15 protein-coding genes and 1 tRNA gene are annotated in these 20,864 nt (G+C 38.1%); 4 read left to right on the top strand and 12 right to left on the bottom strand.

The features are described from left to right. Positions 1-24: 24 nt before the first annotated feature. The 3 genes from C3V44_RS03380 (at position 25) to C3V44_RS03370 (ending at position 1,892) form a co-directional block, all read left to right on the top strand. Positions 25-810, top strand: a complete 786-nt coding sequence (locus C3V44_RS03380; protein ID WP_106095528.1) for a 5'-nucleotidase C-terminal domain-containing protein — start codon at positions 25-27, stop codon at positions 808-810. A 7-nt stretch (positions 811-817) separates the two neighbouring features. Further along, a complete protein-coding gene (locus C3V44_RS03375; RefSeq protein WP_106095527.1) occupies positions 818-1,726 on the top strand; it encodes a bifunctional UDP-sugar hydrolase/5'-nucleotidase in 909 nt (302 codons plus the stop codon). 86 nt (positions 1,727-1,812) lie between these two features. Next, positions 1,813-1,892 (top strand) — tRNA-Leu (locus C3V44_RS03370). 139 nt (positions 1,893-2,031) lie between these two features. Here C3V44_RS03370 and C3V44_RS03365 read toward each other — a convergent pair. The 12 genes from C3V44_RS03365 to C3V44_RS03310 form a co-directional block, all read right to left on the bottom strand. Beyond that, complete coding sequence (locus tag C3V44_RS03365) at positions 2,032-2,790, bottom strand: hypothetical protein (RefSeq protein ID WP_106095526.1); 759 nt, start codon at positions 2,788-2,790, stop codon at positions 2,032-2,034. Further along, positions 2,787-5,174, bottom strand: a complete 2,388-nt coding sequence (locus C3V44_RS03360) for a YfhO family protein (protein WP_106095525.1) — start codon at positions 5,172-5,174, stop codon at positions 2,787-2,789. Before C3V44_RS03360 ends, C3V44_RS03365 begins: the two co-directional genes overlap by 4 nt. A gap of 34 nt (positions 5,175-5,208) precedes the next feature. Beyond that, a complete protein-coding gene (locus C3V44_RS03355; protein ID WP_009411402.1) occupies positions 5,209-5,517 on the bottom strand; it encodes a DUF4834 family protein in 309 nt (102 codons plus the stop codon). A gap of 483 nt (positions 5,518-6,000) precedes the next feature. Then, positions 6,001-7,944, bottom strand: coding sequence for a TonB-dependent siderophore receptor (locus tag C3V44_RS03350; RefSeq protein ID WP_106095524.1), 1,944 nt, complete (start codon positions 7,942-7,944; stop codon positions 6,001-6,003). 70 nt (positions 7,945-8,014) lie between these two features. Further along, the gene (locus tag C3V44_RS03345; RefSeq protein ID WP_106095523.1) at positions 8,015-8,644 is read right to left on the bottom strand and encodes an HmuY family protein; all 630 of its coding nucleotides are present in this window, start codon (positions 8,642-8,644) and stop codon (positions 8,015-8,017) included. Positions 8,645-8,652: 8 nt separating this feature from the next. After that, positions 8,653-9,852: an HmuY family protein gene (locus C3V44_RS03340; RefSeq protein WP_106095522.1), complete on the bottom strand. Its 1,200-nt coding sequence runs from the start codon at positions 9,850-9,852 to the stop codon at positions 8,653-8,655. A 122-nt stretch (positions 9,853-9,974) separates the two neighbouring features. After that, complete coding sequence (locus C3V44_RS03335) at positions 9,975-10,562, bottom strand: 5-formyltetrahydrofolate cyclo-ligase (RefSeq protein WP_106095521.1); 588 nt, start codon at positions 10,560-10,562, stop codon at positions 9,975-9,977. A 1-nt stretch (position 10,563) separates the two neighbouring features. Further along, the gene (locus tag C3V44_RS03330) at positions 10,564-11,424 is read right to left on the bottom strand and encodes a glycoside hydrolase family 25 protein (RefSeq protein WP_106095520.1); all 861 of its coding nucleotides are present in this window, start codon (positions 11,422-11,424) and stop codon (positions 10,564-10,566) included. A gap of 412 nt (positions 11,425-11,836) precedes the next feature. Further along, positions 11,837-12,418: a hypothetical protein gene (locus C3V44_RS03325; protein WP_106095519.1), complete on the bottom strand. Its 582-nt coding sequence runs from the start codon at positions 12,416-12,418 to the stop codon at positions 11,837-11,839. Continuing rightward, complete coding sequence (locus C3V44_RS03320; RefSeq protein WP_106095518.1) at positions 12,402-13,502, bottom strand: methylmalonyl-CoA mutase family protein; 1,101 nt, start codon at positions 13,500-13,502, stop codon at positions 12,402-12,404. Before C3V44_RS03320 ends, C3V44_RS03325 begins: the two co-directional genes overlap by 17 nt. Before the next feature lie 152 nt (positions 13,503-13,654). Further along, complete coding sequence (locus tag C3V44_RS03315; RefSeq protein WP_106095517.1) at positions 13,655-14,929, bottom strand: NAD(P)/FAD-dependent oxidoreductase; 1,275 nt, start codon at positions 14,927-14,929, stop codon at positions 13,655-13,657. Positions 14,930-14,988: 59 nt separating this feature from the next. Further along, positions 14,989-17,403, bottom strand: coding sequence for an RND family transporter (locus C3V44_RS03310; protein ID WP_106095516.1), 2,415 nt, complete (start codon positions 17,401-17,403; stop codon positions 14,989-14,991). 681 nt (positions 17,404-18,084) lie between these two features. Between C3V44_RS03310 and C3V44_RS03305 the strand changes: the two genes are divergently transcribed. Then, positions 18,085-20,823 (top strand): sialidase family protein, encoded by a 2,739-nt coding sequence (locus tag C3V44_RS03305; protein ID WP_106096615.1) that lies wholly within the window; start codon positions 18,085-18,087, stop codon positions 20,821-20,823. Positions 20,824-20,864: the final 41 nt, after the last annotated feature.

The raw sequence follows: 20,864 nt of genomic DNA, 5'->3' as shown, positions 1-20,864 counted from the left end.
AATTTTTAAAATAGAAATATATTTATGAAAAAGTTTGATGTAATGAAGCATTATTTTTTTGTATTGCTTGTAACAATAGGATTTTTAGCCTCTTGCTCTTCGTCTAAAACGCAGCTTACAAGAGTAAAAGCTATAAACATTCCTATTACCGATACTATTTCACAAAAAGCTGAAATAGAAAACTTTATCACACCATATCGCGAACACATATCCTCTGAGATGTCTACCGTCTTAGCTCAAAACCCAGCCGATTTGGTGAAAGATAGAAAAGAAAAAGCGTTAAATACCGCTATTGGTAATTTTATGGCTGATGCTACCTTCGAAATTGTAAATCCTCTTTACAAAAAACGTACAGGTAAGGATATCGACTTTGTAATGCTCAACTGGGGAGGTATTCGTTCCGATTTGCCTAAGGGAGATGTTACAGTAGGTTCAGTTTATGATATAATGCCTTTTGAGAATAAAGTAGTAGTACTTACAATGTCAGGAGAGAAAGTACAAGAGCTTCTTAACTATCTGATTAAAGAGCGAAAACCTCACCCTCTGTCAAAGCAAATAGATTTGCAAATCACTAAAGATGGTAAGGTGGTTCATTTCAATATCAATGGGAAACCTTTCGATTCTAAAGCTACTTATATAGTCGCTACTTCCGATTATTTAATGAATGGGGGAGATGCGATGTACTTCTTCGAAAATTCTTTAAAAGTAGATGAAACAGATTATAAACTTCGCAATGTACTGATTGACTATTTCAAAAAAATAGACGTATTAGACGCTAAAAAAGATAACCGATTTGAATATAAACCATAATACGATTATGAAAAGACGTACTTTTATTAAAAACATAGGAGCTTCATCTTTGCTAATGGGGGTAGGAGGTCTATCACTATCAATGAAGCCAAGCAATGCAAAACAAATTACTATTTTGCATACAAACGACGTACACAGTCACATCGACCCTTTTCCTATTACTGACCCTCATAACCCTAATAAAGGAGGAATAGCACGTAGGGCATATCTCATCGACCAAGTACGTAAAGAAAATCCTCATACCTTGCTTTTCGATGCAGGAGATATTTTTCAAGGCACTCCTTATTTTAATTTCTATGGAGGTGAGTTAGAGTTTAAGCTAATGTCAATGCTTAAATACGACGCTGCTACCTTAGGGAATCACGATTTTGACAATGGGGTAGAGGGGCTTTTTGCACAGCTTCCTCACGCCAAGTTTGATTTTATCATTTCTAATTACGATGTAAGTAAAACGCTCCTCAATGGATACACAAAACCCTATAAAATTTATATGGTAGATGGTATTAAAATAGGAGTCTTTGGTCTGGGTGTTGAATTGGAAGGTTTGGTAAATAAAAAACAATACGGCGAAACAGTTTATCTGAACCCCATAGAGATAGCACAAGATATGGAACGTAAACTTTATAATGAAGAACATTGTGACTTAATACTCTGTCTCTCTCACTTAGGATATGATTACAAAAATAGCCCTAAGGTCTCCGATTTAAAAGTTGCTGCTCAAACCTCTTATATCGATTTAATTATAGGAGGTCATACACATACTTTTTTACCTCGCCCTACTTTGGTTACAAATAAAAGAGGAAATACTACTTTGGTAAATCAAGTAGGTTGTTATGGTATTAATTTGGGAAGAGTAGACTTCTTTTTTGAGGAAGGTAGCCTTGTAAAAAACAAAGCAGTTACTATTGAAGTATAGGTTGTTATAAATTATTTTGTAAAAAAGTAATCGTTTTTTTGTATATTTAAAAAACTTATGTACTTTTGCAACCGAATTAAAAAGGAGCCTGAGTGGCGGAATTGGTAGACGCGCACGACTCAAACTCGTGTTCTTCGGAGTGAGGGTTCGATTCCCTCCTCAGGTACAATAAAAGGAGCTACATTATTGTGGCTCCTTTTTGTTTTTTAATATAAAGTAGTTTTGAGAACTATTTATTTTTTAAGTTTTATTTCGGTTCTCGCTTCTTCTGTTAGGTACCTCTTTTGTCTTTTTACCTTCCTTATTTATCGTTGTTTTTTCAATTCTTTAGCACGTTGTTTTAAGTCTTTTTCAGTAAAGTAGTAAATAGTAACTTTATTGCTAAAATATTCCTCTCGTAGGTAGTAATAGGTGTTAGTTTTAAGGTCTTTTACAAGGTAATGAGTATTATGGTTGTCAGGGAAGCCTTTGAGGATTTCATAAGTAGTGAGATGGAAGAGTTTGCGTACGAATTTGCCAATGCGCTCGTCTTTAGGAATATCACTTTTCAGTTGGAAAGAAGGATTAGGCGATTTGCCTCGTGTATCATAAATTTTAATAAAGCGCAGTAAAGTGGCTACGTCATTTAGTTTCTGTTTGTCGGCAACAAAATTACCAGTACTTTTAATGAGGTAGTATTCATCGTTGGAGATTTTGTGGAGATAATAACTACCGAGATTAAGATTGAGCTCTATAGGAATACTATCACATTCCACCCCTCGTTTTTCCATTTTCTCTACCTGAATAGATAAATACTTACCTACCGCTTCATAAGTCCCTATAGTAGGAGAAGAGCAGGTATTACCACATTCAGTTACTAACCAGGAGGAGAAAGTACCATCTGAATTGAAGAGAATACGGTCGCCAAAAGTATATTTACTCTCAGGCGTTTTTAGGAAATACACATCGGTCACGTCAGGAAACTCCCCTAAAAAATTATCAATGCGCCATTCTTTGCCTATAAAATCTTGAGCGTGAATAACACTGATTAGCAGTAGTCCAATAGTAGTAAAAAGTGTTTTCATTTTTTAAATTGTACAAAAATACCTCCTGCAAGCCATAAAAGCAATAAAATACACCCTACAAGACTTAACCTACTACCTGTTTTTACTACTTCGGGTTCAAAAGCAAAGCGTATCTCGTGTTTTCCTGCGGGTACAGACATTCCTCGTAAAGTGTAATCTACACGGTAGATAGGCGCCTCTTTGCCATCGATAGTCGCTTTCCATCCGTGAGGGTAGAACATCTCCGAGAAAACCGCAAAGCCCTCGTGAGAATTGTTACTTTCGTAAGTTAATTCATCAGGGCGCATATGTTTTAGTGCAATCGTAGCCGTGCTATCCACAGTGTATTGTGATGGAAGGTTTGTTTTCAAATCTTTGAGCGTTGCTAAAGCCTCTTCGGAAGGGTGAAACTCTTTTAAAGCTTTCATCACCTCATTATCACTGTTTTTTAAGCTAAGTTGCTTTATAAACCACGCATTACCTAAGGCATCTTCGTTGTGCATTGGTTGTATTTCTCCCTCTTGGTTGCGCAAAAGTATATATTTCACATTTAGCATATTGAGCACTTCCATATTTCCTTTGGCTATTTGGTAATCGAAGAGCTCTTGCAAGCGCTTGGGTTTAGCTGCGTGATAGCCTCCAATCGAATGGTGAAAAAACGAAGTACGTGCACCATTGATACCCACTTGAGGTTCGTATACGCGATAATAGCTCTTGTCTTGAAGAATCGCCATATCAGCAGGAGTTGCCTCAAAAGGATTTTCTATTAGGTATTTATCTACAAAATTGTCTTTGTTTACATAGCGTTTGGCTACTCCTCCCAAATCAAAGAAAAGCAATGCTAAGAGTGCTATTTGCATTCCCCTAAGAGGAATTTTGTTGTACTGATAAAGCACCAAAGCCAAAGCCGTGAGTATTATAAGTACGGTGCTTCTCAGCAAATCAGCAGTGTAAATACTTTTGCGGTCTTCCACTATCATTTGCACAATCTCTCTGTTGCCGTAATACACATCGTTTGCGCTTTGGAAATCAAAGAATCCTTTTCCTAAGAAAAGCAATAACATTACCCCCAAACAAATATAAAGACTGTAAAGCAAGTATTTTTTGCGCTCCTCTTCAGGTGTTTTTAAGAACTGTTGTAACCCTACTATCGCCAATATAGGCACGCAGAGTTCTAAAATTACTTGTATAGACGATACCGCTCTAAACTTATTGTATAACGGAAAGTAGTCTATCATAAAATCAGTGAGCAGTCCGAAGTTCTTGCCCCACGAAAGTACGAGTGCCATTACTGAGCCCGTTAAAAGCCACCATTTAATTCTACCTTTTACTACAAAAAGTGCTAAGACAAATAGGAAGAACACCACAGCTCCTATATAGGCAGGGGCAGCCACGATGGGTTGGTCGCCCCAGTAAGTGGGTAAACGTTGTGTTTCTTGTAATGCCTGCATAGGGGGTACCCCCAATTGTACCAAATACTGATACGTCTTAGAGTTTTCTCCTAAGTTTTCGTGGTTAGAACCTCCAAAAAGACGAGGCACGATAAGGTTTAGTGATTCACTGATGCCATAACTATATTCGGTGATATATTCTTTTGATAGACTGCTGTTCTGCTCTTTCGGAGTCCCATCAGGAGTAATGGTAAGTGTCGATTTACTACGGGTACTCCAATCGGCGTATTCGCGAGTCGTGAGCAGTAAAGTAGCATTTGCCAGTACACTCACCACTACAGCCCCAAGTAGTACTGCCATAGCTTTTGCAAAATCTTTGAGTTGTTTCTCTTTGATAGCTTTATAAAGGAAGCCTACGCCTAAGAGCAATACCAATAAAAGCAGGTAATACGTCATCTGGAAGTGATTAGCGCAGATTTCTAACGCCAGCGCTACTGCTGTGAGTAATCCTCCCCAAAGGTATTTCCGCTGAAATACCAATAAGATACCCGCTAATAAAGGAGCAAAATAAGCAATGGCGTGTGCTTTGGCATTATGCCCTGCCCCTAAAATAATAATCAAGTAAGTAGAAAGACCAAAGGCAATAGCCCCCAAGAAAGCATTCTTGTAATCCACTTTTAGCACCAAAAGTAGGACGTAAAAGCCTATAAAGTACAAGAAGAGATAATCGGCAGGACGAGGTAAAAAGCGTAACGTTCTGTCTAGCTGCTTTACAAAATCATTAGGATATTGTGCCCCTAACTGATAGGTAGGCATACCACCAAAAGCGCTGTTTGTCCAATATGTCTCTTTGTTTTCTGTTTGACGGTAATCATTGCGCTCCTTCGCCATACCGGTATACTGAACAATATCGCTTTGGAAGATACCTTTTCCCTGTAATACAGGATAAAAGAAAGCAAGCGCTATTACAGCAAATAGCGCTATTACTACAACGTGAGGGACTATTTTTTTCATTTGGTTATTTTTTACCTTTTATCTCTTACTTAAATCAAACTTCCTCGTAATCTATATACTCACCCACTTGCTTGGTAGCTTCAGGGTTTTTAGAATGAGAATTCTTATTTATAATAGTTTGTTTGCCTTCCTTCTCTTCTGAGCGATTTTGCCCATAAGCATTTTGTTGGTACTGATTTTGGGTACGCTCGAATTCTTTTTGCATTCTTTCACTTACCTTGTTTATGAAAAAACGCATCATATAAGGAGCCAATATTCTCAGGAGGATTCTCAGTCCCCAAAACACTAATATAATAATAAGGATAGTCTGTATAAATCCTGAAAAAGAAGCTTCTGACATCATTTCATTTTTAGTTTTGGTGCAAAGGTATAAAATAATTATGAACTAACAAATTTGTAAAATTTACTAATCTCCTCCACTTTTACCTTATTTTTGTCTTTACCTTTGCATCGCTAAGTCCCCTATCCTTAGGAGAGTTTCTCAATAACTGCCGAGTAAGTACGTGTTAAGAGGATTTTATCTTTCTCTTACTTTCGCCTCGTAACCCTGTTTTTAACATTTTTGGCATTGTTGTATTATAGTATGAATCAACTACTTATATACCATTTCTATACCAATCGTCCAAGATTCGTATAAGCTTCCTATAAGCTTCCTATAAGCTAACCGTACCCAATTTATCTCTTATCTTATACTCTTTACCTAATTTTCTATTTTCGAATTCTTATGATATATTTCGAAAAAAAGATGGAGTTATTTTGAGTGAAAAAACAGAGAAGAATGAAATTCGTACGAATTCTTACTTCTAACCCAACTTATTTTTGAAAATCAATAGGTCCACTTCAATCCTATCAGATAAGTTCTCCCCGGAGAAATACTGGAGTAGAAACTCGTGGTTTTAGTTACATAATCGAAAAGATTGTCAATACCTGCCGTGAAGGTAAGGTGGTAGGGAAGTTTAGAGAATAGTTGCAAATGCCATATACTATAAGGTTCATAATAGGTATAGAGCTCATTGTTATTACTATCGGTATCGTGAATGCGGGTAGCACTTACGTATTTGCCACTCAACACAACGTTAGGAATATAGAGGGCATCACGCTTAGGAATGTATTCAGCTTTTACAGTGAAAGTATGCGGGCGGTTTTCACCTGTACTATTGCTAATGTAGTAGTAAGCATACGAACCTTTAAAGCGGAAAGCTTTTGTAGGGTGATAAGTCGCCGATATCTCAGAGCTTACAATCTCAGTATTGCCATTAAAATTTACATAACGAATAGTATCGCTGGCAGCCGTCCAGCGGAAGGCTATTTTATCTCTTACCGACGAGAGTTGCGTCATCGCAGTAATATTCACTTTCTTGCTGTCGAAATCTACTGAAAGGTTAAGGTTATTACTGGTTTCGGGTTTAAGGTCTTTGTTACCCATTATTTGGAAGCCACCCCCCCAAGGGTGAAACCAATTAGTGTAGAGTTCTTTCAAGGTAGGCGACCGGAAACCTGTGGAAAAACCTCCTCTAAAAGTAAACTGCTCTACCTTAAACATCGCTGACAAGCGATAGGTAAAGTGTTCTTTAAAAAGTGAATGATAATCTATACGTGCCCCAGTTACCAAGGTGAAGGCAGAAGAAAGTGTCCATTCTTGTTGGGTGAAAGCAGTGTAGTTTTGTGCATTTTCTTTGGCTTCAGTACCCGTATTATCAAAACGAAAACTGAGTAGTTCATCTGAAAATATTTCTGCTCCTGCTACTAACGAATGTTTTTCCCATAGCGATTGGTTGTATTGCATTCCTGCACGCCATATGGTGTTTTCATAGTTCTTTTCTTTTTCTTTTAATAACGGGAAGTAGTTAAACTTGTCGTAGCGGTCAAAAGCTCCCGATAGGCTTAATTTTTTGCTCTCAGTGAGTGCAATGTTAGATTTAGCCGATAAAGTGTAGTTATAATATCTATCACGTAGTTTCCTTGAAGATTCTGTCCCTTGATTGCGCTCGCTGAAGTAGTAGTTAGGCGTAAGGGCAAGGTCTATTTTAGGTGATAAATTGAAAGTAAGTTTAGGGGTAACCCCATAAGTAGTAAACCCCGCAATATTGAGTTCTCCTTTTTCAGAGGTAACAGCTGTTCCATTCTTATAAACAGTTAATGGTTCGCTGTCTTCCAAAACATAAGGTTCGCGGAAATTGTAAAAAGATGTCAGGCGGATACTACCCCATTTCTGCTTGCTCCCCACGCCTACATTCGCTTTATGACTTTTTATGCTCTCGTACTGATAACTCGCGCTACCTTCAAAAGGTTTCTTAGCATTTTTGGTAATAATATTAATCACCCCTCCTAGCGCATTCGAGCCATAAAGAGAGGAAGAAGCCCCTTTGATAATTTCAATACGTTCAATATTATCCAAGTCAATACGATTATAGTCAATATTGTCAAAAGTTTCTCCTGCCATACGCTCGCCGTCCATTAAAAAGAGCACATATTTACCTCCAAATCCCATCATATTAATGTTAGGCATACCTCCATCGTAAGTAAAGTTAATACCTGCAAATTCCGTTTCTAAAAACGATTGAAAGTCGGTAGCTTGCGATTTGCGAATATCTTCAGCGGTAACTACTTGTACGGTGATAGGTACGTTTTTTAAGTTCTTTTGAGCGCGTGTAGCCGTTACAATTATTTCATTGAGTTTTATAGGTTCATCTTCCTTCTTGTCGTTTTGAGCAAGAGTAGATAGCGAGTAGAATAATGAAATAAAAGCAGTGATAAAAATCTTTCGCATATTGATAATTTAATTTAGACGAAAGAGGCTGCCTATATCAAGACAGCCTCAGTGTGATTATTGTTTAGGCTTAAAACTTACCATCCTTGCTAATTAGATAGCTAAGAGTAACGTAGTTAGGTTTAGCTCCATCGTTATAAAAATCGGTAACTTGAAATTTAACGTATTCTCCTTTTGCAGTTTTAATTATGTAAACATACTTTGTAGGAGCATACACACTTGGCCATTTTCCTATATTGTTGGGTGAAAGAGAAACATAACCTGTTTTTGTTTCAAAATCTCCAGATACAATTGGAGAAAAAGTACCTTTTTTTTCTGTTAGATTAGGATAAGATCCATAAGACATTGTACCTTTTACATCTTGTGTATAACCTTCAGTAGGAGCAGAAGTAACAGCGTCAAAGTCGTTAGAGTCAGTTTTTATAGCTCCTCCTTCTCCTTTACCTGATACACCACCATTAGTTTTGAGATAATGAGCAAAAAAAGCTATATCCCAATCTAAGCTATTTTCAGGATCTTGAATAGTTATGACTCCTTTTTTAAAAGAAAAGTATACCCAATTATCTTTGTTGAAAGTGTACAAGTTCTTCACTTGTGTTCCTTTTGAGATTTTTTTCTCTTCTTTGCTATCATTGTCCTTACTGCAAGAAGCAAAAGTAAGGGCTATAGCTAAAACTGATACTAATAATCTAACTTTCATAATCTTTATTATTTACTTTGAGTATCACTCAATTGATATCTTAGTTTCGGGTAATTAGGTACTTTTTCGCTGTTTACTTCCTTATAAAAATCAGTTACTTGCACTTTAGCGTATTTACCATCAGCTGTTTTGATAATGTATACCCATTCATTGGGAGCGTAAACTCCTTTCCATTTTTTTGTATTGCTAGGACTGATGTTTATAGTACCTGTAGTAGAACCAAAGCCTCCTGTAAGTACTGGTGAAACGTTTACTTTAGTAGAGCTGTTTCTACCAGTAAAAGTTACTTCTTTGTCTTTTTCAAAACCTACCACTACAGTTTCTTTTACAGCATCAAAATCTTTTGATTCTGTTTTAAGAGCTTCTCCTTTTCCTTTACCATTCACACCACCATTGAGCTTTACATAATAACTTTTGAAAGCTATATCCCAAGTAGTATCAGTTTCTGGAGTGGTAACGCTTACTACTGCTCCTGTTGCCAATGAAAAGTATTGCCAATCGGCAGTAGCATCTAATTGTACTTCTCCAACTGCTTTGGTAAAAGTAAGGTTTACTTTTTCTACTGGAGCTTGTGAGGTAAGAGTATCATATTTAAAAGTAAGATAACCTAATTCACCCTTAGCGTTAGTATACTCAGTAATTTGTAATTTTACATACTTTCCTTTTACTGTTTTTACTACATATACATATTTGGTAAGTGTAATATGAGGAGTATTGCTTCCTGGTGTAGGAGGCATATAATTATAAAAACCTTTAGGGTCAGGGCTTTGTACTGTACCTGTAATGGCAGGATTAACTGAGATAGTTATAGTAGTAGGAGTTGTTTGTCCTGGTTGTGGACGCCCATAAGAAGTTACTAATATGTCTTTCTCATATCCTATGCCAGGGTATTGAGTAACAGTAGCAAAATCTTTACTTCCTGTATTGGCTACTTCCACGCCTCCAATACCTGAAGTACCACCATTAGTTTTTACGTTATAACGATTGAAAGCGATATCCCAATTATCACTTGTGCGAGGATTGGTTACCTCTACTTGTTTCCCTTCTGAAAAAGAAAAATACACCCACTCTGTTTGTGAAGAAACATTTAATTCTTTAACTTCTTTAGCAGTAGAAGGTATAGGGGTCGGATTGTCGTCTTTACTACAAGAAGTAGTGATCACCATCATTCCTGCGATAAGCGCAGGAGCTAAAAATTTTAATCTCATAATATTGTTTGTATTTTGATTTGACGGCGCAAAGATACTACTTATTTAGAATTATACAAAACAATATGGTATTTTATTTTGAAAAGTTCAATATAAGCAAACTTTCCCTCAATAAAAACTTATCAATATTTTCTTTTTGTGAGTGTGTAATTTGCAGAAGGAGTGATAGTATAATCTAAAAAAACATCAGTAGCATTTCTCAAAGCATAAAAGTTATTTTCAGGAGGGAAGTAGGAGAGTCCTATTTTGAGTGTTTCACCTCTGCATTCACTCAAAAAACGGTCGTAATAACCACCGCCATACCCTATCCGATTGCCATATTTATCATAGGCAAGAAGAGGAACGAATACTACATCTATGGTTTCGGGAGTTATAACAACACCTTGTTTAGGTTCGGGAATTCCCCAAGCGTTATTAATGAGCTGAGTATCTTTGGTGAGAAGAATAGAGGACAGCGTGCGAGTATTGCTATCCATTTTCGGGACTACTATTTGCTTATTCTTATCGCGTAGTATGTTCAATATATAATTTGTGTTTATTTCGGCTAATCGTTCTATGGGGAGGAATATATGGTAAGTGTGATACTCCCATAAAGAATTAGGAAAAAGAAGTAAACTTTCAGCTATTTGTTGGCTGAGGAGGTCTCTCTCCTCAGCTGATAGGGCATTGCGTTTTTGCTTATAGAGTGTCCTGAGTTCTTTTTTTGTCATACTACAATAAGAGTTTGTTCAGTTCGCTACTATCACCATTGAAAATATTAAAATCTATTTTGACTTTTGCTCCTGCAGTAATACCATTTTCAGTAAATTGCCATAACTGCCAAGAAAAAACAGAGGTGGGAACTGACACATTATTATAATTGGCTATCCATAATGGGTATTGCTTGAATGTGGAATACAAATAATCTTCGTAAAAACTAATGTAAGTATAGATAATAGGTTTGCGTTTGTAGTGTTTTTCAACAATATCTAACCACGTTTGTACATCTTTAATAAACTGTTCTTTGGATTTCTTTTTAGGCAATTGTTCTATATCTAAAATAGGTAAGAAATCTCCTTTTTCCAACCGAGCATTCTTTAGGTAGGAGTTTGCTTGTAGCTTAGGGTCTTCGTCTGGGCGATAGTAATGGTAAGCTCCTCTGATAAGTTGGTGTTTTTTAGCTTCTGAAAAAAAGTGTGCAAAGTTCTTATCGGTTCCATCGTTCCCCATTGTTGCTCTAAAAATGGCAAATTGAATAGGGTATTTTGCAGTTTTATTTCGGATGTAGAGGCTATCCCATTCTATTTCTTCGCGTTCTTGATAGTGCGAAAGGTCGATGCCGAAGACTTTATCGTAGTAGAGGCTTACGATATGTTCAATACGATTGCTTTCGTAGGTAGAGTTTATTTTACGGGCTGTAATTTTGTTTAGTATTTTTTGGTAAATGGCAGGATAATAAGTTCTGATATAGAAAACGCTACCTACTCCCAACAACAAAATGCATAGGAGGCTTACAGTAAAAAAGTTCCCAAATAGAGATTTCTTTTTTGCAGATATACGAGACTTACTTCTTTGTAGCTTTTTCTTTTTCATTTTGCAAATATACATTAAAAATCTGAATTACGTATAAATCTTTAAAAATATTAATTAGCGAATTAGCCGATTAGCAAATGTGCAAATTAGTAAATGATGAGTAGGGATAAAAATAGTTATTTGATTGGTCGGACTTGTAGGAATCGTAGGAAGGACTCAGAGAAACTCGAATAGACTCGTAGTTTTCGAAGGGAAACGAAAACATCATAAGCAGACTGAGGGTAATTTTGAAGAGAAAAGGCTTTGAGGAGGGAGAAAGCCTTGTTTAATGATTAATGGTTAATTTGGGAGAAGCTTATAAGAAAGACGAACAAAAGACGAACAATGAACGAAGAAATAGTGCTCTCAAAGTGAAGGTAAAGTGGAGCTAATGAAATACTGTTTTGAGCGTTTTGCCTAATAAAAGTGAGGCTTAGGGGAAGAATGGGTCGATAGTTTTGATAACTAAACTATTTTCTATTAGGAATTGGTTTTCAGGTGAAGCCAACTCTTTGTTTTTAATATCACATATCAAATCGTCGGATTGGGCGATGAGGGCGTATAGATAATCGGTGATAGAATGGACTAAGCAGGTGATAGGCAGTTGGGCAAGAGCGCGCAAGCTACGGAGCATTGCAATGATTTCAAAACCATTGTGAGCACTATCTACCAAAATACGCAGTTTGTCGTTAGGAGTAAGAATGTGGATGAAAGTTTCCTTAATGGTGTTTTCTAAAAGAAGAGATGCAGGTATATAGAGGTATTGAGCTTCTTTTACCGATAAGGCTTGGGGCAAAGTATCAATAGCAGTTATCACCAATGATTTGCAAGATGCTTTGCTTTGTGTAAAATTCTCGATGTTCTGATAAAGTATTTCAGTGGGTTCGTTAAGCGAAATGCTTTCTTCTTCCATAGCCACAATGCGCAAAGAGGGCATTCCTTCTAAATACCCCATTGCGCGATACCCGCGTTCATAAGGCGGCAAACCAGCCATAGTTTCATTGTTTTTGCTCATACATTTCTTGTTTTATTCTTTTTTCAAAGGGTTCCCAGAGGCGTTTGGGTGTTAATGAGTCAGCGATGTGATTTCTGGTAAAAGGATAGAAATCCCATTCTTTACGTGGATAAACTTCAACGGTACTGTTTTCAGGAAAGAAAGTAGTACATTGTGCATTAAAAAACTGTTGTTCTTGCGATGCCTTAGCCTTTATTTGTTTTTGCAGGCTGTGGCTTTTTAGCATAACCGACAATCCTCCTTGTTTATGAACTTGCTGGTATAGCACAAGAGCTTTCTTGTACATTTCGTAGCTGATAGCCTCAATTGCATACATTCCGTTGAGCCGTGTTGCGTTTCGGGTAGCAGTGAGTTGCTGAATGGTAGTTACATTTGCTTTTTCGGTATTTACGCTGTTTTTCTTAAAGAAAAGGGAATTTTTAGGCAATAAATAATCAGCACCTCCTAATACAGCAGCCTCGTAAGCTAACTGTACATAGTTTTGGTTATGCGACGATTTCAGAAGTGATAAGCCTCTATGAGATACTTCGGCTATTAAATGAAAGGGTAGGGTAGGGTAGAGCTCGCTAAATAAGCGACGAAAAGCGCGTAGTTTGGCAATTTCTAACAGAAAGCTACCCCCAACCGCTATTTTTACAAAAGCAGTGGTTACTTTTGAAGTAGTCAGTATTTCCTGCATTTGGGCTACTCCGAAAGCGATTTGTTGCACCATTGAAGCTCCTGTGTTTTGGTAGGTTGAGGTATCTACAGTGAGGGCATTGGTGAACAAGTAGTGTAAATCAGTAGGTAACCATTGTTGTACTTCGTCTTGAATAAGCTCAGTGTGCAGGTTGAGCAAAAAAAAGTGAACTGATTGGTTTTGCCAAAAAGCAATGCGTTTGAGGGTCTGCTCTTTATCGGATACAAAAAGAGGAACAGCTACTTGTGTTTGGATATCAACTGCATAAGGGCTTTTTACGTTCTCGGAAGTGTAAAAAGGTAAGATAGGAACGTCCTCTGCTGAAGTGTATATAAGCGACTCGTAGTCTCTTCCTTTCAGTAGGTATTGCAGTTGTTGTTTCCATTGTTTAGCAGTGTTCTCCATTCTTCGCTTTTTAGTGAAAGAAGTCTCCGTTACGGGAGAGAAATTGAATAAGAATTCTTTAAAAATTAAAACAAAATTATGTTTTTGTAATTATGTAGGTTTAACTTTGCCAATGTTTCAAACATTGGCAAAGTATATAGGAAAGCTAGATTTTATCCTTTAGCTTTTTCGGTAGGGCGCAACACCATACGATACGACTGGTCTTTGCTGATATAATAACCTATCCAATTGTACAAAGCTTTTAGTTTGTTGCGGAAGTTTACCAGTGACATTATGTGTATAAATGCCCAAATAGCCCACGCTACGAAGCCTTTGAGGAAAATGTGTTTAGGCAAATCGGCGACGGCTTGGTTACGACCAATAATTGCCATTGAACCTTTATCGATATAACTAAAAGGAGTAGGGTTTACGAAATCTTTATTGAAGTTTTTTCCTAAGTTATTAGCTTGTTGTATGGCTACTTGTGCGAGCTGAGGGTGCCCTTGAGGGAAGTGAGGGTCGGCAGTCATAATAGACGAATCGCCGATTGCATAGATGTTCTCGAAGCCTTCCATTTTGTTATAAGCATCGGTTTTCATACGTCGTCCACGACCCAAGTGTTGCTTGTCGTCAATACCTTTAAAGGTTTTAGCTGAAATCCCCGCTGCCCATATTAGGTTACGAGCATCAAGTATGGTACCGTCCGAAAGGTATACTTCGTCATTCAGAAAATCGGTTACCTGTACTCCTAATTTGAGTTTTACACCTTTTTTAAGCAAGATTTTTTCGGTATATGCTTGGGCTTTTTTACTCATAGGAGCGAGTACGGTGTTTTGTCCGTCGATGAGATAAATATCACCTAAATCATCATAAGTAAGCTCAGGATAATCCTTGCGCATAATGTTCTGTTTCATTTCAGCAAAAATACCCGATAACTCTACCCCAGTAGGACCTGCTCCTGCAATAGCAAAAGAGAGTAACTTACGGCGCAATTCTTTATCCTCAGTACGGGTAGCGCGCTCTAAACGGGTGTATACTAAGTTGCGAAGCATAAGGGCGTCGCCTACGGTTTTCATAGGCATTGCTTTTTCTTCTACATCTTTGTTACCAAAGAAGTTTGATTCAGCTCCCGTAGCCATTACCAATACGTCATAATGCAGTTCTCCATTGCTCAAGATGAGTTTGTTTTCCGATGGAACGACTTCTCGCAAGGTAGCCATTCTGAAACGTGCATTTTTATACTTGCGAAATAGACGGCGGAAAGGGTAGGAGATAGATGATGGCTCCATAAAGCCCGCAGCCAACTGATATAGCAGAGGTGGAAAGAAATTGTAGTTATTCATATCCACCAAGGTAATTTTATATTTACCAGAGCGGTTCAACACTTTTACTAGCTCTAAGCCAGCAAAGCCACCGCCCACAATTACGATATGCTTTTTGTTTTCCATAATGATTATTTTAATTAGCTAATTAACAAATTTGTCAATCAGCTGATAACAGTGTGTAATTATAATGTTTTATTTTCTTTTTCAGTGTTTTCTTCTTCCTCGTCCTTAGGGAATATCTCAATCTTAGGTTCTTTGATAGTTTCTTTGTTGGACAGACTGCGTTCTAAGAAAAGCAATAGACTTGGCAAGAGTAGTAAGTTCGTCATCATTGCGAAAAGCAAAGTGGCTGATATGAGTCCACCGAGTGCTTTGGTACCTCCGAAGCTGGAGAGCAAGAACACTGAGAAACCACAGAGTAGCACAATAGAAGTATAGAACATACTTACCCCTGTTTCGCGTAAAGCTGCATATACCGATTTGCTTATCTTCCAATTACGCGCTACTAACTCTAAGCGATATTTAGCCAAGAAGTGAATGGTATCGTCTACCGAAATGCCAAAGGCAATACTGAACACAAGTATAGTGGAAGGCTTGAGCGGAATGCCAAAATAGCCCATCAGTCCTGCGGTGATGAGTAGCGGTAAAAGGTTAGGAATGAGTGAGACAACTATCATCTTGAACGAACGGAACATATACGCCATAATGAGCGCAATGAGCAAAATAGCCAAGGCTAATGACCAAATGAGGTTGGTAGCTAAATAATTAGTACCTTTGGTAAACAAATAGGCTTTACCGGTAATTTTCACTTCATACCTATTACTTGGGAAAAGCTTTTGAGCTTTGGTGTAAATATTGTCCTCAATTTGTTGCATCTTCTCAGTACCAATATCCTTCATAAAAGTAGTGATGCGTGCCGTTTGCCCCAATGAATCTACATAAGCGGAGAGCATATTAGCATTACCTTTAGAGTTTTTGACGTATGAAAGGATAAAGTTTTGCTCTTGGGTAGTGGGCAGGCTATAATATTTAGGGTTGCCATTGTAATAGGCTTGTTTGGCGTATTTCACCAAGTTTACCAACGAAAGCGGTTTGGATATTTCGGGGATTTCCTCAATATGAGTGCAGAGTTCGTCAATGCGTTTGAGATTCACTAACCGAGTAACACCGTTCTTCTGCTTCGTATTAATAGTGATTTCCAAAGGCATAATTCCGCCATAATTCTTCTCGAAGAAAGTGATATCGTCAAAAAAATCAGCTGACTTAGGCATATCTTCGATGAGACTACCTGAAACCTTTATTTTGTAAATACCAATAATACTGAGGATAAGCAGAGCAATAGCCGTAGTGAATACTGCAATACGGTGATGCTTTACTGTATTCTCAATGAACTTGATAAGTCCACCTATCCAGTTGCGATGCAAATGCCTTAGGTGTTTTTCCTGAGGTATGTGCATATAACTGTAAATAATAGGGATTAGCAATAGAGAAATGAAGAAGATAGATACTACATTGATAGAAGCAATGACCCCAAACTGTTTGAGCAAAGAACTTTCGGTAAAAATAAAGGTAGCAAAACCGATAGCCGTAGTGAGGTTGGTGAGCAGGGTTACATTGCCTACATTGCGGATTACCCTAATAAGCGACTTGGCTTGGTTGCCGTGCTTACTGATTTCTTGTTGGTATTTATTGATGAGGAATACACAGTTCGGGATACCAATTACAATGACCAAAGGCGGAATAAGTCCTGTGAGAATGGTGATTTCGTAGCCGAAAAGCCCTAGAAAACCAAATACCCACATTACTGCAATGGATACCACGCCCATAGAGATAAACATCGCCCTGAATGAACGGAAAAAGAAAAAGAAGATGGCTGAAGTAGAGAGTAAGGCAGCCAAGATGAATAACCCTATCTCGTCCATTATGTTTTGAGCGCTGAGGGTACGAATATAAGGCATACCCGAAGTGTGCACTTTGAGTCCGGTTTGCGCTTCGAACTTCTCGACTATGGGAATAAAATCGTTGAGGATAAAATCCTTGCGGGCTTGTGTATTGACAATCTTTTTGTTCATATACACGGCTGTTTGCAAGGTATTTGTTTTCTTGTTGTAGATGAGACCTTCGTAGAAAGGTAGTTTCTCGGAAAGTACTTTCTTGAGACTATCAGCTTCAGTTTGGTTTTTTACTTTTCCTTCGATAAACTTATGGGTAACAAAGCGTTGCTGTGCAGTGTCTTTCACTAAGATAGGCAAATTGTCGATAGAGATAACAGCATCTATCTGTTTGAACTTTTTTAGTTCGTTACTAAGGGCAATCCATTTGTTGAGCACTTCAGGTGTATAGATTTTTTTATCGTCTAACGCCATTAATATCAAGTTACCTTCTTCGCCGAACTTATCGAGGAAGTGCTTGTACTCCATATTCACAGGGTGATCATCGGGGAGCATATTTGCTTCGGTAAAAGTAAAGCGCACGTTCTTCCACTGTGTAGCTAAGCCCCCAGTGATAGCAGCTATGAGTAGTAAAAAAGCAATTCGGTTGCGCAATATTAAGCCCGCAATGGTACCCCAGAAGCTGGCTTTTATCCATCTAAACATCTTGATATCTCTTTATTTTCTGAGGGCGCAAAAGTACAAAATAATATACAATTACAAAAATAAATATCAATGATTAATGGTTAGTGGTTAATGATTAATAATGATTTTATGAATTGATAGGGAGTTTGACGTAAGAGATAGATAGCGTAACTTAATTAGCAAATGAGGAAATGAGGAAATGAGGGAATGTGGGAATAAGAATATCGGAGGGGCTTAGATTTCGGAGGAAAACGAAAAATATCAGAAGTAAGCTGAGAGGGATTTTAGCGAAAAAAGGTTATTAGGAGGGTGGGGTTAGCTTATAGAGAGCTTATAGGAAGCTTATACGAATCTTGGACGATTGGTATAGAAAGGGTATATAAGTGATTGATTAATAGTATAATACAATAAGGTTAAAAATGTTAAAAATGAGGTTTCGAGGCGAAAGAAAGAGGAAGAGGTGATAGGCCTTAGGTCATAGGCAATAGGGGGGAGTGTGACGGAAAATTAAAAGAAACCTCCCCCTAGCCCCCTCGGAGAGGGGGAATGTGGAGACGGAAAAAAGAAGAAATGACGAGAGGACGAATGAGGAATGACAAGGACAATTGGGATAAATATTCTTAGAATATTAGCTCATTTCAATAAATTGTTGTACTTTTGCACCCTAAAAACAACAAGTTAAAGAGAATTCTGCAAATAAATATGAAAAATAAAATCTTTACTTTTGTATTTTCTTTATTAATCATCACAACAACTCTCACTGCCCAAGAACTGCTACCGCTTCCTTTGCGTCAGAAAGAGGAGCTCAAAGCGCGTTCGTGGGTACGCGAAACGCCTTTTGAGCAAGTGATAGTAAAAGAGATAGGCAACCGCATCAGTGCGCTGAGTGTAAACCCTAAAAATAGCAGTGAGTTTATAGTTGCTCCAGAAAACGGAGGCGTATGGCTTACCCAAAATGGCGGGGAAACCTATGAAGTACTATGCTCAACCCTTCCTACACAAAGTATCACAGCACTGGCGGTAGATTGGCAATCGGGGACTTTGGCGGTTGCGACCCCTTATGGCGTTTTTATCTCTACTGATAAAGGCAAAACAACTGACTTTAAGGGATTAGGGGGAATGCAACGCATTAGTAGTTTGTATATCAACCCTACTAACCCCCAAGAACTTGTGGCAGGAGTATTGGGTAACCCTTATAAAGCCGATGAAAAACGCGGTATCTTCAAAACTACCGATGGCGGAAAAACGTGGCAACAAAAACTATTTGTAAGCACTCGTGCGGGTATTACGCAAATTACTGCTTCGCCTGATGGAGCAATGCTTTTGGCTGTATCGTGGGAAGTGAATAACAGTCAGTGGGACAGTGCTCCTTATGGCAGTAATAGTGCTATTTACAAGAGCGCTGATAAAGGCAATACGTGGACGAAAATCACGGTAAATAACGGATTTCTCAAAGGAAATAACATTGGCAAGATAGGGGTGAGTTGCTTTAACAGTCAAACTTATTATGCGATAGTAGATAATCGCAACGCCAAAAAGAAAGAGAATATTAACACTGTACAGAAAGTAGTGCGCATTCATCTTTCCGCTCAAGATTTTGATGTGATGAGCAAAGCCGATTTCCTCGCGTTAGATAACAACCGTTTAAATGTGTTTTTGCACAATATTGGTCAGGACGAGAAATATACAGCTCAGAATCTCAAAGATATGATAGCTGCAGAGGTAACCTCTCCTGCTAAACTACTGAGTTATTTGGGTGTAAGTACCCAAGAGGTTATAGGTGCGGAAGTGTACGTAACCGAAGATGGGGGTAATTCTTGGCAAAAGGCGAATGTTCAGCCTCTGAATGATGTGTATTACCAAAACGGAGAGCGTTTTGGGGGCATCAGCGTAGACCTTAGTAATAAAAAACACTTATTTATAGGAGGATATCCCTTATTGGAATCTACCGATGGAGGCAGGACGTGGAAAAGCAAACAACCGATTTCGTTGGACAACAGCTATGAACAACTTTACTTACAACAGGGTACTCTATTTTGTACAACTCGCAGTGGATTACAGGTCTCTTACGACAATGGAAAAAGTTTTGCTTTTAAGAATGTGCCACAAGCAATGGCTTTTACCCAGCTGAGTTACGACAAAGCTAACAAAACGCCTTACTATGTGAGTGACCAAGTGGTATTGGCGCAGAATAACAGTCATTGGAATACGTTCAGAAAAGCTATTCATTCGCTATCGTTTGGCAATGATAGCTATGCCGCAGAACCTTATGGCAAGTTCTTTACTTTTTTGCCTGATAGAGACCAGCTTTTCCCATTAGGAAGTGCTTATTACGGTGAAAACAAGGAACCGTTGCGTTTTGGCAAGAATGCACCACTACTTATTTCGCCACAAAACAAAGATATTATTTACATAGGAAGCGACAAATTGCACATTTCTATGGACAAAGGTCGGAATTGGCGGACTATTTCGGACGATGTAACCAATGGTAACAAGCAGGGCAACAAGGCATATGGTACAATTTCGGCTATAGCTGAATCGCCTTTTATGTTTGGTTTGCTTTATACGGGTAGTGACGATGGTATGATTTACACCAGCGACAACGGAGGGGTATCGTGGAAACAGATATACAACGCCTTCCCTCGTCCGCTAAAAGTGAACAACCTTATTGCCTCTAAACACCAGCGTAACCGCGTATTGGCAACCCTTATTAGTACTGATGATTCCAATATCGACCCTATTATTTTTATGAGTAATGACAATGGCAAGAGTTGGACAGATATCCATTCTAACCTGCCCGATAGTAAAGTAAATGTACTCAAAGAAGACCCTAAAAACAGTCAGATTCTTTATGCAGGAACTGATAATGGGGTGTATATTTCGTTTAACTTAGGTGAAAGTTGGCAACCATTCAGCAAAGGATTGCCCGAAACAGGTGTTTACGATATTTATATAGACGAAACAAATGGCGAAATGACAGTTGCGACATTGGGACGTGGTATTTTTCGCACCTCGGTGAAGATGATGCAAGAGCTAAGAGTAGCGATTACCTCGCAAGATTTTTATCCACTTGAAACGCCTATTACGCTTCCTTATTCTGCAAATTGGGGAAATACCAATAACGAATGGGAAGAACCAGTGAAGCCTAATGTGTATTTCTATGCTTTTGCTTCAAAGGAAAATTTATCAATACCTATAAAAGTGATGAAAGGACGTGTTACCTTGCAAACATTTACTTATAGGACAAATGTTGGGTTTAATTATATACCTTATGACTTGACGATGTCTTATGCGGGAAAGACAGCCTATGAGAAGAGTCTTCAAAAGATATTTCTACCTATTGCTACTGATGGTAAAGTATATCTACCCAAAGGACGCTACACTATTATATTTACGCTTCCTGACGGCTTTGAAGAAGAAAGAACACTTGATATATATTAGAAGGAAAGAATTTTATAAGGGGTTTAACAAAAAAGCACAGA

It is taken from the genome of Capnocytophaga sp. oral taxon 864 (genome assembly GCF_002998835.1).
In the GTDB taxonomy this organism is placed as follows: domain Bacteria; phylum Bacteroidota; class Bacteroidia; order Flavobacteriales; family Flavobacteriaceae; genus Capnocytophaga; species Capnocytophaga ochracea.
The sequence above is the reverse complement of the archived record's forward strand: the minus strand, read 5'-3'. Positions and strand labels throughout refer to the sequence as shown.

Bases quoted from the DNA above. Each gene is read 5' to 3' on its own strand.
- C3V44_RS03305 (WP_106096615.1), top strand. From the start codon at position 18,085: ATGAAAAATAAAATCTTTACTTTTGTATTTTCTTTATTAATCATCACA.
- C3V44_RS03310 (WP_106095516.1), bottom strand. From the start codon at position 17,403: ATGTTTAGATGGATAAAAGCCAGCTTCTGGGGTACCATTGCGGGCTTA.
- C3V44_RS03340 (WP_106095522.1), bottom strand. From the start codon at position 9,852: ATGAGATTAAAATTTTTAGCTCCTGCGCTTATCGCAGGAATGATGGTG.
- C3V44_RS03360 (WP_106095525.1), bottom strand. From the start codon at position 5,174: ATGAAAAAAATAGTCCCTCACGTTGTAGTAATAGCGCTATTTGCTGTA.
- C3V44_RS03330 (WP_106095520.1), bottom strand. From the start codon at position 11,424: ATGAAAAAGAAAAAGCTACAAAGAAGTAAGTCTCGTATATCTGCAAAA.
- C3V44_RS03380 (WP_106095528.1), top strand. From the start codon at position 25: ATGAAAAAGTTTGATGTAATGAAGCATTATTTTTTTGTATTGCTTGTA.
- C3V44_RS03345 (WP_106095523.1), bottom strand. From the start codon at position 8,644: ATGAAAGTTAGATTATTAGTATCAGTTTTAGCTATAGCCCTTACTTTT.
- C3V44_RS03365 (WP_106095526.1), bottom strand. From the start codon at position 2,790: ATGAAAACACTTTTTACTACTATTGGACTACTGCTAATCAGTGTTATT.
- C3V44_RS03325 (WP_106095519.1), bottom strand. From the start codon at position 12,418: ATGAGCAAAAACAATGAAACTATGGCTGGTTTGCCGCCTTATGAACGC.
- C3V44_RS03335 (WP_106095521.1), bottom strand. From the start codon at position 10,562: ATGACAAAAAAAGAACTCAGGACACTCTATAAGCAAAAACGCAATGCC.
- C3V44_RS03375 (WP_106095527.1), top strand. From the start codon at position 818: ATGAAAAGACGTACTTTTATTAAAAACATAGGAGCTTCATCTTTGCTA.
- C3V44_RS03320 (WP_106095518.1), bottom strand. From the start codon at position 13,502: ATGGAGAACACTGCTAAACAATGGAAACAACAACTGCAATACCTACTG.
- C3V44_RS03315 (WP_106095517.1), bottom strand. From the start codon at position 14,929: ATGGAAAACAAAAAGCATATCGTAATTGTGGGCGGTGGCTTTGCTGGC.
- C3V44_RS03355 (WP_009411402.1), bottom strand. From the start codon at position 5,517: ATGATGTCAGAAGCTTCTTTTTCAGGATTTATACAGACTATCCTTATT.
- C3V44_RS03350 (WP_106095524.1), bottom strand. From the start codon at position 7,944: ATGCGAAAGATTTTTATCACTGCTTTTATTTCATTATTCTACTCGCTA.